Source organism: Granulicella sp. S190 (genome assembly GCF_009766095.1).
In the GTDB taxonomy this organism is placed as follows: Bacteria; Acidobacteriota; Terriglobia; order Terriglobales; family Acidobacteriaceae; genus Edaphobacter.
Genome location: NZ_LMUD01000039.1, coordinates 83,620 through 98,613 on the forward strand (window position 1 = coordinate 83,620; position 14,994 = coordinate 98,613).

The following is a 14,994-nucleotide window of genomic DNA, read 5'->3' on the forward strand; positions in this document are numbered from 1 at the left end:
TCAACAAAGCAAGGAGCTTCCCAATGCCACAAAGCCCACACGACCGCGCCGCCGAATACCACAACAAAGCCGCCCACGCCCACAGCGCCGCCGCAACTGCGCACGGCAAAGGCGATCACCTCACCGCGCACGAGCTCTCAAAACAAGCTCACGAGCACTCCACCAAAGCCTTCGAACACTCGAAAGCCGCATCCTCTCACCAGGAATCCGGCAAGAAGTAGCGACCTATCTGTTGCCCGTCTCTCGCAACGCAATATCCAACACCTGATAGCTTTACAGCATCCATTAAGAACAGACTTATTACGAATGTGACTCTTCCATCTCTTTTTGCAGTATCACTTTAGGAGCGATTTGAAAGACCTTGTGAATGCTGAGAGTCCATGGCGCGATCGAATCAGCGCTCTCCGCAACATGCCTGCCGTTCTGCGCATCCTCTGGGAGTCTGGACGAGTAGTCGTCACCTGGGGATTATTTCTCAGGCTTATCGTCGCAACTCTCCCCTTTGGCATCGCCAAGATAGCCGCATACATCCTCAACGACATCGCCGAGGTCATCCGGGGTCACGCCCTCGCCGCCAACTTCTGGCACCTCGTCGCAGCAGAGGTCGCCCTCAACGTCTCTCTCGGTCTAATCACCCGAGCCATCGACTACTCAGACTCGCTCCTCGCCAATCGCTACACCCAGCACGTCAGCGTCCGCGTCATGGAGCAGGCCGCTCGTCTTGACCTCACCACCTACGAAGACCCCGTCTTCTACGATCGCCTCGAGCGCGCCCGCGTCCAGGCTACCGACCGCCTCGCAATGATCCAGCAGTTGGGTCGCCTGATCACGCAGATCATCACTACCTTGGCCTTTTCAGCTGCATTAGCTCTGGCCTCTCCGTGGCTTGTCCTCCTGCTTGCGTTAGGAGTCCTACCCTCCTTCCTCGGCGAAACCCACTACGCCTTCCTCGGCTACGCCAAGAACTTCCGTCAGACTCCGGCCAAGCGTCAGATGGACTATCTCCGCCAGGTCGCCGGAAGCCGCGAAGGCGCCAAAGAAGTAAAGCTCTTCGGTCTGAATAAGTTCTTCACCGATCGGTTTCAAACGCTCGCCAACCAGATCTACCTCGAAGACGTCACTCTTTCAAAATCCAAACTTATCGTAGGCGGTTTGCTCGGTATCATCGGCACGCTCGGCTACTACGGCGCTTATGTCTACGTCATCTGGCGCACCCTCCACGGCGCATACAATATCGGCCAGTTTGGATTCCTCACCACAGCGATCCAGCAAGCCAGCTCTAACCTTCAGCAAGTCTTTTCGACCGCCTCCGGCATCGCCGATCAGGCACTCTTCCTCACCGATCTCATCGCCTTCTTCGACATGAAGCCAACCGTCATCTCGAAGCCCGACGGCCTTCCCGCACCGGCAAAAATCCGCACCGGCTTCGAGTTCCGCAACGTCTCCTTCACCTATCCCGGCACCAACAGAACCGTCCTCAAGAACTTCAACCTCACCCTCTCTCCAGGGGAGAGAATCGCGCTCATCGGAGAAAACGGTCAGGGCAAAACCACAGTCGTCAAGCTCATCACTCGCCTCTACGATCCAACCGAGGGACAGATCCTGCTCGACGGCATCGACCTCAAAGAGTACTCCCTCGAAGACCTCCATCGGCACATCGGCGTCATCTTTCAGGACTTCATGCGCTTCGAGATGACTGCACGCGAGAACATCGCCGTAGGCCGCATCGACCAGCCCTACCAGGACAGCGATATTGAACTCGCCGCCCACAAGAGCCTCGCCGACACCGTCGTCACCAAGCTTGCCGGCGGCTACGATCAAATGCTCGGCCGCCGATTCGAGGGTGGCGTCGAACTCTCCGGGGGAGAGTGGCAGAAGATGGCTCTCGCCCGCGCCTATTTACGGGATGCCCAGCTCCTTATTCTGGATGAGCCCACTGCAGCTCTCGACGCGCGCAGCGAACTTGAAGTCTTTGAGCGCTTCGCCGAATTGACTCAAGGCAAGATGGCGCTGCTGATCTCACATCGCTTCTCGACCGTACGCATGGCTGATCGCATCGTGGTCCTCTCTGGAGGCAGGCTCCTCGAAGAGGGAAATCATCAACAGCTCATCGACAAAAATGGACTCTATGCGAGCATGTTCGAGATGCAGGCAGCAAGCTACAGGTAGCTCTTCCTTCGCATCCTAATCTCAAACACTGTACGGCTTGCTAAATTCAGAACTCCTGTTTCGGCAGGCAACCGCACAAGAAAGGCCACATGGCACCATCTTCAGAAAATCCCGTCGCTGCAGAGCACATGCTTCCACCCACCGCGCCGGCATTAGAGATGCCGACCGACGGCCTGCCGGAAAAACCGGACGTGTCGGACGCGGAACTGCGCGAGCGTGCCGATGCTATGAGCCGCCAGTGGGAGATGGTGCCAGCCAGCGCAAAATCCGATGGACTCTCCAAGCGGCTCGAAACTCTCAAGCAGCGTCTTGCCGAAGTCCTTCGTACGTGTAAAAAAACCGCCTCTATCCACGAACTCACGCCTGAGCTTGAGCTCCTCGAGAGCACTCGCATGCTCGAGTCCGCCCTCATCGCTGGAGACAACACCGCCGAAACCTTCGCCTCGCTTCCCCATGTCCGCGTCGACAAAGACAGCGAACTCCCAAGAGCCATTAATCTCACCGAAGGATACCTCGTCGCAGCAAAAGGCATCTGGTCCGACGATTCTCTCACCGTCTACGTTCAGCAGGCACAGCGACGCGACGCCCTTCTCCTCGAAGAGATCACGGTCCTCCCTCAGGCTCTCAAGCTCGCGCAACTCGAATACATCCTCGACCGTGCCGAAGAAGCATTTGCCGCCGGGCCTCTCCCTCCGATCGAGCGGTCTCCCTTCTCCGCAATTCTGCACAGCATGCGGCGGCTCAATCAGTTTGAGTGGCGTAACGTTCTTGAGCCGCTCATCGCCTTCGACTCCATCCTGCGCGAAGACCCCGCCAGTGTCTTCTCCCATATGGAGGATGAGACTCGCCATACCTATCACCTGCGCGTTGCCGAACTGGCAAAGCACGCCGACTCCAGCGAAGTGGAGACCGCACAGATTGCATTGAAGCTCGCGCGCGAAGCCGCAGTCATCTCTGATCCTGATCCTCGTCTGGCGCACCGGACCCGCCATATCGGCTACTATCTCTTCGCCGACGGCTTACCTCTGCTCAGCCGTCGCATCGGCTACCACCCTCCACCCATCGAACGCATTCGTAGCGTTATTCGCCGATTCAACGAGGACTTCTACATCCTCGGCATCTTTACACTCTCCTGCCTTCTTATAGTCGCCATCATCGCGCCTCTGGTTCCTCATCATGCTTTCTGGCCGGTTATGGTCGCGCTGCTGCTCGCTCTGCTTCCCGCAACTCAAGGAGGCGTAGACCTCATCAACAACACCGTCACCGCGTTGATGCATGCTGAGTCTCTTCCCAAGATCGATCTCTCCAAAGGCATACCCGACGACGCCATCACCCTCGTCGTCGTCCCAACTTTGCTCTTGAACGAAATTCAGGTACGCGAACTCTTCGACGAGCTCGAAGCCCGATACCTCTCCAACCAGGATCCTAATCTTCACTTCGGCCTCCTCACCGACCTTCCTGACACCAAGGCACGCCCTCTCGACGAGGACGCTAATCCTCTGGCCGAACTCGCTGTACAGTGCGTTGATCATCTCAACGCGAAGTATCCTCGCGCAAAAGGCGGTGCCTTCTTTCTTCTCCATCGTTACCGCGTCTTCAACTCACGCCAGGGCGTCTGGATGGGCTGGGAGCGCAAGCGCGGCAAACTCCTCGACCTCAACAAATTCTTATTGAATGAATTCGATAGCTTCCCGCTGAAGGCAGGCCCCCTCGAGGTCCTGCAGCATGTCCGTTACGTCATCACTCTTGACTCCGACACGCAGCTTCCTCGCGGCACCGCAGCTCGCATGGTCGGCACCATGGCGCATCCCCTGAATCAGGCCATCGTCAACCCACGCCTCCGCATCGTAACCCAGGGCTATGGCATCCTCCAGCCACGCGTTGGAGTGAGTGTTGCCTCCGCATCGCGCTCTCGTCTCGCTTCGCTCTACTCCGGCGAGACCGGCTTCGACATCTACACCCGCGCTGTCTCCGACGTCTACCAGGATCTCTTCGGCGAGGGCATCTTCGCCGGCAAGGGCATATATGAGGTCGACATCCTCCACCAGACGCTCGACCGTCGCTTCCCCCGCAATGCTCTTCTCTCACACGATCTCATCGAAGGATCGTATGCGCGCGCCGGCCTCGTCACCGACATCGAGATCATCGACGACTATCCCTCGCACTACTCTGCTCACACCCGTCGCAAACATCGCTGGGTCCGCGGAGACTGGCAGATCGCACAATGGCTCTTCGCCTCCGTTCCTGATGAATCGGGCAAATCAGTCCCGAATCCGATCAACACCATCTCACGATGGAAGATCTTCGACAATCTCCGCCGCAGCCTGGTGGAACCGGTCACCTTCCTTCTCTTTCTCCTCGGCTGGTTCGTCCTCCCGGGTGGTGCACTGTATTGGACCGCTGCCGGACTACTCCTCCTCCTGCTTCCCGTCCTGGTTCAACTAGGCTTCAACCTTGGCCGAGCCCTGCTCAAGTTCAGCTTCGTTGGTGCACGTGAAGGTTTCTTCACCTTTGCCACCTCTTTCGGCTTCACCATGTTGAACCTCACCTTCCTTCCCCATCACATGTTTCTCGCCATCGATGCCATCATTCGCTCCTTGAGCCGCACTCTGGTATCCGGCAAACACATGCTCGAGTGGGAGACCGCAGCACAGGCAGAGTCCGGCAAATCCAGTACTCCGCTCGACATCTACCTTCAACTCTCCCCGGTCGTAGCTCTGCTGGTAGCCGTGCTTCTCGCCTTCAAAAGCATCTGGTCGCTCGTTGCTGCCTCGCCCGTGCTTGTTCTTTGGGCCGTCGCTCCGCTGGTAGCCATATGGCTCAATCTGCCTCCCCGCCGCGAAGAAGGTCCTCTCTCCGCAGAAGATCACCACTTCCTGCAGCAGCAGGCACTTCACATCTGGCGATACTTCCACGACTTCGGAGACGAAAAAAATCACTGGCTCATCCCCGACAACGTCGAAGAGCTAAACACACTCCAGATCCGAAAGCTCTCCCCCACAAATCTGGGCATGCTCTTCAACGCCCGCCAGGCAGCATACGAGTTCGGCCTCCTCACCCTCCCGGAGTTCGCCGAAGCCACCCTCGGCACGCTCAACACCTACGACCGTCTGGAAAAGCAGCGCGGGCATATCTACAACTGGTATGACATCGAAACCTTGCAGGCGATTCCTCCGTTCACCGTCTCCGCCGTCGACAGCGGCAACCTTGCCGCGTCTCTCTACACCTTGCACACTGGAGCGCTCGACCTCCTCAAGCGTCCTCTTCTTAGCCCAGACACCTTCGCTTCTCTAAAACAGATGCAGCGTGCTGCCTCTGTCAAAATAGCGCTAGCTCTAACTCCAGCCGAGACGCCTGCAGCCGCCATAAGAGGTCATCTCCGATCTCTCTCGCAGCAAACCGCACCTCTCCCGCCGACTGATCTTTCAAAGCTCAGCGGGGAAGAGTGGATTACCCACGAAGTTTCCACTCGTCTGGCGGCCTTATCTCGATTCGCCGAACAGTACACCCCGTGGCTGCTTCCAAAGTTCGAAGCCCTCTTTGTTCCCCCACAACTGGACGGGGCTGAACATAAAGCGATCCACACTCTTCTGGACGCTGCTGGCTACGTCACCGAACTGGAGTCAAAACTCTCAGGAACATCACGTGATCTCCCAACAGACTCCGCACTTGCCGCCTCCGCCGCCGAGCTGTTAGCTCTCCTTCCCGCAACCAGGGAGCGCCTCGACCAGCTCAAAGCGGATATCAACGCAATCGCAGCCGAGGCAGAGCGTCACGCCGATGCCATGGAATACGGCTTCCTCCTCGTCGAATCGCGTCAGCTTCTCTCCATCGGTTACGACGGTGTCACTCACGAGCTGCACTCGGCCTGTTACGACCTTCTGGCCTCCGAGGCGCGTATCGCATCCTTCATCGCTGTAGCGAAAGGTGACATCCCGCAGCAGTCATGGTTTCGCCTCGACCGCTCTCACGTTCTGGTCAACGGACGCGCCGCTCTGCTCTCCTGGACCGGCACCATGTTCGAGTACATGATGCCGTCGCTCTGGATGCGCACCTTCCCTGACACCCTCATCGCCCGCTCCCTCGAATCCGCAGTCCGCATTCAGAGAGATCACGTCCACAACATTCCATGGGGAATCTCCGAATCAGGCTTCTCAAAGAAAGATCCGCAAGGCCGATACGGCTATCAGGCCTGGGGCATGCCTAAACTTGCGTTGAAGTATGGTGCGGAGGATGGGCCCGTTATCTCTCCCTACTCCAGCTTTCTCGCTCTTCCACTTCTTCGCAAAGATGCCATCACAAATCTTCGACGCATGGCTGCGATGGATTGGTCAGGAGCCTACGGCTTCTACGAAGCAGCCGACTACACCCAGGGCAATCAACCCGAGCTGGTTCGATCCTGGATGGCACATCACCAGGGCATGTGCCTGCTTGCTCTCACCAACCTGCTGAAAAACAACATCGTGCAGGACTGGTTCCATGGCACACCTCGCGTTCGCGCAGCAGAGCTACTCCTGCACGAAAAGGCTCTCAGCAAAGAAACCCTCAAAGATCTATCGAAGCAATCAAAGCTGCAGGCTGATGAGTAATTGCTTGCTTTATCCCTGAAAAATCTAAACGCAAAACAAGAGGAGCAGCGGAGACTATTCCGCTGCCCATCTTTACTTGCTTCGAACACTGTTAGAAGTGGAAACCTAACTCAGCCGTCAGAGCACGCGGTGTTACATAGTGCGTCCCACTGAAGGTTGAGAGAAAGTTGTAAAGCGCATATTTGTTGGTCAGGTTTACGCCCGTCAAACGAAGACTCCACTTACGCTTGTCCCCGTTGAACAGATTATCCTGCCCAATCGACGCATCGAACAGACTACGTTCGGCAATACGCGGTGGGTGTTTATCGTCATTCTCAGTTCCCGGCGCTGGAATCGAGACCAGCTTCGAAGTAAGCTGCGATGCCAGGCACTCGTTACCAGGGATACCTGCAAACGGTGTCGCCTTCACGCCATTGCAGGTAAGCCCAGCCTCAAACTGCTGATCCGGAGTCAACCCACTTAGATCGATTCCAGGCTGTCCATTGATCGTGATCGATGGGCCGTTATTCGCAGGATTGCAGAGGCTGTTTGGATCGGTGACGTTATAGCAAGGCACCGAACCCGCAGTCAGACCACTGTCGAACCTCCAGTTGAAGCCGACCCACGGACTACGCTTCCCGGGAATCTGATACTGAAGATGGGTGCTCTCGTTGAATCGTTCATCGTGGTCGATACGGAATGGAAATCCGCTGCCGCCAACCGTAGCCCCGGCTCCGGCGACCTGCGGCGGAAAGAACCGGGCAGCCACCGACGACATCACCACGAACGCGGAAAAGTTGTGAATGTTGGGGACATCCGCACGCAACGCAAAGCCGGGAATCTTCGAATTATGCCAGTCAATCGGGAACGTGATCGGTGTATTGCCAAGCACGCTGAAATCGAACGCATTATGCGTGTACTTCCAGATGTAATCCCCGCTGATGACGAGGTTTTTTCCGAAGGCCTGTTGCAACCCTGCATGAAACTCATTCTTGAATCCAGGCTGCAGCGTTCCCGAAACCCCGGATGTACATAGCAGCAATGGAGAAAGAACCGCGCTCTCGCACCCTTGGCTCGAGAGCACGAGATTCTCATTGAAGGGAGACTCCAGTGTCCGTGCATAAGAGAGACGGAGCACAGTATTGGTAGGCTTGATGCTGTAAGAGACACCCAGCCGGGGCTCTGCCTGACGAGCAACCGTCAATCCGTTGTAAAGATCTCCACGGATACCAAGGTTGAACAGCCAGTTTCCCGCCTTGATCTGGTCCTGGGCGTACAGCGCAATCTCTTTCACATCTGTGTGACCGACGAAGTTAAACACTCCTCCGCCCCGCGTCAGATCGTACGGAAGCAAAACCGGCAGAAACTTCGGATTCTGATTCGCAACTCCTCCGACGCACTGCGATGGATCTGTGAATCCCGGCAAAGCATTCCCCGCGTTATCCAGACAAGGCGAATTGAACGTCGAGCTGACTACTCCCAACGTGTCGCTCTCGCGAAGAAATGTCTGCGAGTAATTAGCCCCCACCTTGATGTTGTTGATTCCCTTCACATACGAAATATCCGTATGCACACCAGCATTGGTAAGAGAACGAGTCTGCGCAATCGTCTGATTTTGCAGGTTGGGTGGCCCCATGTCGGCCAGCGGATTTGCGCTCGGATAGTAGTCATACTGATCCTTGCGGATATAAGGGCCGAAATTGAAGACCGAGTTGGCCCCGACCGTGCGCGTGTACGTCGGAGCTATATCGAAGGTGCCGATCTTCGAGCGCTGATCGGCGTTTCCAACATTCCCAAAGACTGGATTCGCTCCCGCTCCTCCGCTGATCACATTCTGCACATTCAAGCTGTCGAAGGAGTTCGGCGTCTGAAACCACGAACGGCTGTAGTTGAGGTTCAGGTGAACCGAGTCAGCTTCCGTAAGCTGGCGGTCGATACGGTCGAACACATTAAACTCGTTGCCCTTGTCATGAAACACCGTGAACTCTGGAGGATCAAGAAAGCGACCGGTGTTCAAGCCATCGACCTCGATGAAATTTCCCCAGTTCTTTCCCCCATAGCTCAGATCAATGCCGCCGGTCGCAGATCCGAAGGTCCCATATGAGGTCGTCACACTTCCGGTCGGCTTCGTCACCCCGAGTCCGGATCGTGTCGTGACCTCGATCACCAGACTCGTCTTGCCCCCAAACTCCGCAGGCGGAGCCCCGGAGATCACCTCGATCGACTGAATCGAATTCGAAGGAATCTGGTTCGAAAAAACCTTGCTCTGCTGATCCGTAATTGGCTGACCGTCGACCGAAAAGGAGTTCGACGCATGATCCCCCAGGCCATGAAACAGTCCATTCGAGTCCGCCGCAACACCCGGCGACGACAACGTCACCAACGAGCTGAGCGAAGAAGACTGGCTCTCCAGCGGAAGCTTATCGAACAACCCTCGATCCACATCCGTATGGAACGTCGAGTCGTTCTCTACCAGATCGCTACCCGTCACATTCACAACCGTCGAAGTCGCGCCCACCACCAACGTCGTCTTCACCGCTGTAGGTACTGACGACCGCACCTCAACGTCCTGCGTCGACGAGGCAAAGCCCGCCAGCGAAACCACGACGTGATAAGGATTCAGCGGCAGGTTCGTAAACTGATAGTGCCCTGCACTATCAGTTGTAGTAATCCGGCTATATTTGCTCACCGGATTCTCAATCGACACCGTGGCGCCCGGCACAATCGCGCCCGTCGCATCCGTTACCGTTCCAACCAATGTGCCGGCGTTTCCAGCAGACTGCGACCACAAAGCAGCACTCTTGAAAACAAACAAAACTAAAAATAATGCGAAGATGACTCGTCGTCTCGACGTGTGCATACACAACCCCCTTGAGTTTAAAGCCCTGTTTTTGACGTCGTTCTAAGCGAGAACAGACGCAACAGGCGGTGGTCGAGTAAAGAGGGCAAACGTAAAGAAAGTCTTCGTCCGCATGGGCGGATCGAAGACCTCAACAGCCGAAACAACGGAGGCGACGGTAAGCGTTACCGGAGGTTGCGCTACCTCAACAGCTACGTGCGCCGTAACGCAGAGCGCGCAATCCGCATGCGAGATATCGCCAACTGGATGGGAGTGAACAGCCTGAATCGTTCCAGTCGCCAGCACCAGCAACATGCAAAGCAGTGCGAAGAAGATTCTCCACGAGCCCTTCACATTCGGTTTTGGTCCAGGCCTGAACACGATAAATCTAATATAGCGCAGGATCTGTCGCACCAAAACATCGCAACCCAGCTATTAGTTCACAGCAAAGACAAGAGCCTGCCGTAGCCTATTGAAAACTAACGACAACCGCCTCATTCTCTACTGAGAATTTATTCTTGATAACCTTTAGACCAACTGCACTTCAACCTTCTTCGCCTCGCGGTCCAGCAGCGTAATCCGGAAACTCCGAATCTGTCCCGCACGCACCGGCTCTGCCTTTGCCTCCGCAGCGCTCGGCCCGTTCTTCCATCGCGACGCCAGCATCAACCCCAGCGCTGAAAGATCCACGGCCCCTGGCTCCGACTCTTCCTTCGCCGCAGCCTCCGCCACCAGCCGCGCCCGCGAGCGAATCCCCTCACCCAGCTCCACCGTTCCGTGATCCCCGGCCACTTCAATTAGTCGCCCCGTCACCACATCGCCCTCAGCATGCTCAGCAAGATACTCATCCAGCCCAGTCGGCACCAGCTGCTTCATGCTCAGTTTGATCTGCCGCTTCTCTTTATCCACATCGAGCACCTTCGCCTTCACCACCTGCCCCGTGCGCAGCACATCCTGAGGCCGTTCAATCCTCTTCTCCGCGCTGATCTCGCTCACGTGAATCATCCCCTCCACACCCTCAACCAGCTGCACAAACGCGCCGAACTTCGTAAAGCTCGTCACCGGGCCCTCCACCTGCGAGCCCACCGCAAACTTCTCCGCCGCATCCGCCCACGGATCGCCCAGCGTCTGCTTCAGCCCCAGCGACATCCGCTTCTCCGGCACGCTCACGCCAAGAATCATCACCTCAACCACATCGCCAGGCTTCACCAGATCCCCTGGCTTCCGCACCTTCTTCACCCACGACATCTCCGAGATGTGCACCATCCCCTCAACGCCCGGCTCCAGCTCCACAAACGCGCCATAGTCCGTTACCCTCGTCACCGCTCCGCGCACCCGCTCCCCGGCAACATACTTGCCTGCCACCGCATCCCACGGATGCGCCGTCAACTGCTTCATCCCCAGCGAGATCCTCTTCCCCGCCGCCTCCACCTTCAACACCTTCGCTTCAATCTGCTGCCCCACCGTCAACACATCCGCGGGCTTCTCCACCCGAGCCCACGCGATATCGCTGATGTGCAGCAGCCCATCCACTCCACCAATATCGACGAACGCGCCATAGTCCGTCAGGCTCCGCACCGTACCCGACACCACATCGCCTTCATTGATCTCTCCAAACCGTCTCTCCTTGGTCGAGCGGTCTTCCTCCTCCGCCACCGCACGCCGGTCGACAACAAGATCCTCCTCAGCTGCATCCAGCTTGATAATCCGGCAGCGAATCTCCTGCCCCACCAGCTTCTCCATCTCCGCTGCGTCCTTCGCCCCACTCCGCGACCCAGGCATAAACGCCCTGACGCCCACATCCACCGTCAGTCCGCCCTTCACCACGCCCGTCACCGTCCCCACAATCACCGACTTGTCCGCCAACGCCTGCTCCAGCGCGCTCCAATCCTTCGGCTGCTCCACCCTCATCCGCGACAGCTCGTAGTACCCCTCTTCGTTCCGCCCCTTCACCGAAACCAGCAGCTTGCTCCCCGGCTCTACCGTCTCGCCCGCACCCTGGAACAACGCCAGCGGCAACACGCCCTCGGTCTTATACCCAATATCGACGAACACCGAATCAGCCGACACCGCAACTACCGTCCCGGAGATCTGCTTTCCACCCTCACCCGACCGGCGCGAATGCGTCTGCTCATACTGCGAAAGAATCGCGTCGAACGATTCGCTAGACTCTGCGTTTTCGGGAGATTCGAACGATGCGGACTCTGGAACACTTGGGTTTGACATGAAAAGCGAAGGCCTCATTCCTACTGATTCTGGCTAGAATATCACCGCGCAGCGTGCCCCTGCATTGCCTTTGCTTCTGCCCTCGCGGCAGCAGCGACCGACGAAGCGGCATCCATAGTCCAACCAGTTGTCACTCCGAAGCGCAGCGAAGTAATCTCTGCTGGCTTCGCGCTAGCCCTGCACCTCTCCTCACAATTCCCTTCTCCCCCAACCTCTTTTCTGCCACACTCTCCTCTCATGCCTCCCTCACGCAGCAGAACTCTCCTGCACGCCGCACTCCTCGCTGCAACCATCTTCTCTGCAGCGCCCTTCGCACGAAGCAGCGCCATCATCGACGCCAAAAGCATCGACAGCGGCTCCATCCTCATCACGCCCTCAAACTTGAGCAACGGCTCTCCCTGTCTCATCACCATCACTCTGCCGCACGAAGCACTCTCCGTCACCGGCAACTGGCAGGCGCATCGTGTCCCCTTCTTCTCACTCACCGATCGCCACACCTGGTTCGCTCTCGCCGGAGTCGATGTTGAACTCGCGCCCGGCAGCTATCCCCTCACCATCGAAGCCGCCTTCAAAGACGGCACTCACACCACACTCCACCAGCAACTCACCATCGAAACCGCACCCTACGTCCAGGTTCCGCTCACTGTCCCGGACAAGTTCGTCGAACCGGATTCCAAAGCACTCAAGCAGATCGCTGCAGACAAACTCATCAAAGACAAAGCCTTCGCAACCACGGCCGCAACTCCTCTGTGGACGGGCAACTTTACACCACCCTTACGTCTCGCCCCCCAATCCGACTCCTTCGGCAACCAGCGTCTCTTCAACGGGAAGGTAGCCAGCGTTCATCGTGGCCTCGACTACCACGCCAAACTCCACACGCCTGTAGGCGCCATCAACTCCGGCCGCGTCGCCCTCGCCCGCCCGCTCTACTTCGAAGGCGGCTGCGTCGTCATCGACCACGGCCTCGGCCTCATGAGCGTCTACATGCACCTCTCGAAGATCGAAGTCACCGCAGGCCGCCGCGTCCGCCGAGGCCAGATCATCGCACTCAGCGGCGCCTCAGGCCGCGCCACCGGCCCTCACCTTCATCTCGGAGTACGCTGGCAAGGCAGCTACCTCGATCCCGCAAAACTATTCCAACTCCAGATGCCTCAAATATCAGCGCTCAGGGCACATTAGCAGGTCAGTCTTCCGGATGTGCGTCATCGCAGGTACTGATAGCCGAAACTCCAAATTGCTTCCACTATGACGACTTGTCGGGACTCATCGTCTCGATGAGTTGCATCAGCGATTGAGCCACAATTATGGAAGGGCTCCCGTTACGGAGTGATGGGTTCCGCGTCTGCTTCAACGTCAATCTCGATATCGACATCGGGTGCCTTTAAATCGCCCACTTCTGCCGAATTGTCGCGTGCCCCCATGCCGAATTCAGCGCGCTTCGTGGCTGCAGTTCCATGGAACGCGACCCTCGCCGGCTGGTTCGGTTCTGTATCGGCGAAGACGCCGCTGTATTTGAAGGTAAGCGGCACTACTTTGGTAACGCCATGCATGGTCAGCGAGCCGTCCATTCTCCAGAGATCTGCCGAGACACGATGAATGCCCCGCCCTTGATAGGTCATTGTCAAAAACTTCTTCACATCAAAATAGGCGTCACTGCGAAGATCGTCATCACGTTGGCTGACCTGCGTGCTGATCGTAGCGACATCGATCGTGACGTCTACGCTGCAAGCGGCTGGATCCGGCGATACGGTGATGGTCCCTGAAACTTTGTCGAAACGGCCACGCACACGGCCCACCAGATGGTGCCAGGCGCTGAAATAGGCAAAACTGTGACGCGGATCTATCTTGTACCTCCCCGGAGCTGGAAGTGCCTGAGCTTCGACGCTCTTTTGGACAGGTGTAGCGACAGGCTGCTGCGCCAACGCCGAGGGACAAGACCCCGCCAAAATTGCAAAAAATAGAGTACCGGCTCCGAAAAAACCCGGCAGTCTCTTGACGATCGCTCTTCCTGCATTCCTGTTGATCATCTTGCTAGCCTCCGATCTGATTTGCACCTGACCATCGTCACTCGCCTTTGACGCTGAAGCCATCGAACTGTTCTTAGAAAGGGCTCGGCGGACTTCTTGGATCACGAAGAAAAACGACATGGATGTGCGCACGTGTCTCTCCAAATCACACGCTATATTTATCTTCTATTTAGCGAGCGCGTCGACAGAACGTGTGTCCAGCGATCGAAAGTGACGTCCACAACTGGACATACAACTGCTTGTCATCCGGCCCCAACAGGGTTTCAAGGAGCGATGCCGCTCCGACTGTGGAACAGATCCGGCCGCCCTGCCGTACTGACGGAAATGAGCGGCTCGGTGAATCAATCGGCGACACGCGTGTGGATTCCGATTGGAGCCGCACTTTTCTTAATAGCCTTGACTGTATCCGCATGGGTTGTCCCACAGCTTCGGCTTCTTCACCTCCTCCAGGGATTCATTTACGTTGTCATCGTGATTCTTGCGCGCCGCAAGAGTGCGTGGGGGTTTGGCGCGGGCGTCACGATCGGGGTCGTCTGGAACAGTCTTAATCTCTTCGTGACTCACCTCATGCAGGCGGGAGCGGTCGCATTCTGGTTTTTTGTGCATACCGGCCAGGTGCGGCGGCCCGAAACCATGATGGTGACACTCGGTGGCATCGGGCACTTCGTTCTCATCATTGCTTGCCTGGCCGCATTCTTCCATCAGACGACCGAAGATAGAAAGTGGTGGAAGTTCGTCGGCGGAGGCGCGTGTTCGCTTGCATATTTCTGTCTGATTATCGCTGTCGCGCGACCGCGATAGCTTTCGGACATAGTTGTCCCACCTCATCCAAGTCTGTGCCTCGCGTTGCGGTGTGGGATTGCTGGCCGGATTGCAAAAAATCGATTGAGGAGGCAGCAGGTTATTACCAGCAAACAAGCTCTTCGTCGTCTATCTCCTGACAGATCAAGGCAAAACGCAAAAATCCTTAGATAAGGCAAATAACCTGTCAAGCCCATCAACCTCTCAAACTATTCATACGGAGAGACTTACTCCATGGCATACGAGTTATCCACACTCGCTATACTGGAAAAGGTAGAGATTAAGCCGTCTAGGCCCTGAGGCGCGCATTAAAGCTGCACATCCACTCATAACCCATTTGTCCGTAATATTTTGCAGGCAACCC

9 protein-coding genes are annotated in these 14,994 nt (G+C 56.9%); 5 read left to right on the forward strand and 4 right to left on the reverse strand.

All coding sequences use genetic code 11. From position 1 onward, the window contains the following. The 3 genes from GSQ94_RS17025 to GSQ94_RS17035 all read left to right on the forward strand — a co-directional run. The coding region (locus tag GSQ94_RS17025) for a hypothetical protein (protein ID WP_254063940.1) at nt 1-221 on the forward strand (221 nt) is incomplete at its 5' end. Between the two features lie 130 nt (nt 222-351). After that, on the forward strand, nt 352-2,169 hold the full coding sequence (locus tag GSQ94_RS17030; protein ID WP_254063941.1) for an ABC transporter ATP-binding protein: 1,818 nt from the start codon (nt 352-354) through the stop codon (nt 2,167-2,169). Nucleotides 2,170-2,258: 89 nt separating this feature from the next. After that, nucleotides 2,259-6,758, forward strand: coding sequence for a glucoamylase family protein (locus tag GSQ94_RS17035; protein WP_158945061.1), 4,500 nt, complete (start codon nt 2,259-2,261; stop codon nt 6,756-6,758). A gap of 91 nt (nt 6,759-6,849) precedes the next feature. Here GSQ94_RS17035 and GSQ94_RS17040 read toward each other — a convergent pair whose 3' ends face one another. The 3 genes from GSQ94_RS17040 to GSQ94_RS17050 form a co-directional block, all read right to left on the reverse strand. Beyond that, nucleotides 6,850-9,597, reverse strand: coding sequence for a TonB-dependent receptor (locus tag GSQ94_RS17040; protein ID WP_158945062.1), 2,748 nt, complete (start codon nt 9,595-9,597; stop codon nt 6,850-6,852). Nucleotides 9,598-9,639: 42 nt separating this feature from the next. Then, nucleotides 9,640-9,957 carry a hypothetical protein gene (locus GSQ94_RS17045; protein ID WP_158945063.1) on the reverse strand — a complete coding sequence of 106 codons (318 nt, stop codon included), beginning with the start codon at nt 9,955-9,957 and terminating at the stop codon, nt 9,640-9,642. A 147-nt stretch (nt 9,958-10,104) separates the two neighbouring features. Beyond that, nucleotides 10,105-11,802: a 30S ribosomal protein S1 gene (locus tag GSQ94_RS17050; RefSeq protein WP_158945064.1), complete on the reverse strand. Its 1,698-nt coding sequence runs from the start codon at nt 11,800-11,802 to the stop codon at nt 10,105-10,107. Nucleotides 11,803-12,039: 237 nt separating this feature from the next. Between GSQ94_RS17050 and GSQ94_RS17055 the strand changes: the two genes are divergently transcribed. Beyond that, nucleotides 12,040-12,981 carry a M23 family metallopeptidase gene (locus GSQ94_RS17055; RefSeq protein WP_158945065.1) on the forward strand — a complete coding sequence of 314 codons (942 nt, stop codon included), beginning with the start codon at nt 12,040-12,042 and terminating at the stop codon, nt 12,979-12,981. 140 nt (nt 12,982-13,121) lie between these two features. Here the strand turns inward: GSQ94_RS17055 and GSQ94_RS17060 are convergent, their stop codons facing one another. Then, nucleotides 13,122-13,961: a YceI family protein gene (locus GSQ94_RS17060; protein WP_158945066.1), complete on the reverse strand. Its 840-nt coding sequence runs from the start codon at nt 13,959-13,961 to the stop codon at nt 13,122-13,124. A 141-nt stretch (nt 13,962-14,102) separates the two neighbouring features. Between GSQ94_RS17060 and GSQ94_RS17065 the strand changes: the two genes are divergently transcribed. Then, a complete protein-coding gene (locus GSQ94_RS17065; RefSeq protein WP_158945067.1) occupies nt 14,103-14,630 on the forward strand; it encodes a hypothetical protein in 528 nt (175 codons plus the stop codon). The last annotated feature ends 364 nt before the right edge of the window (nt 14,631-14,994 follow it).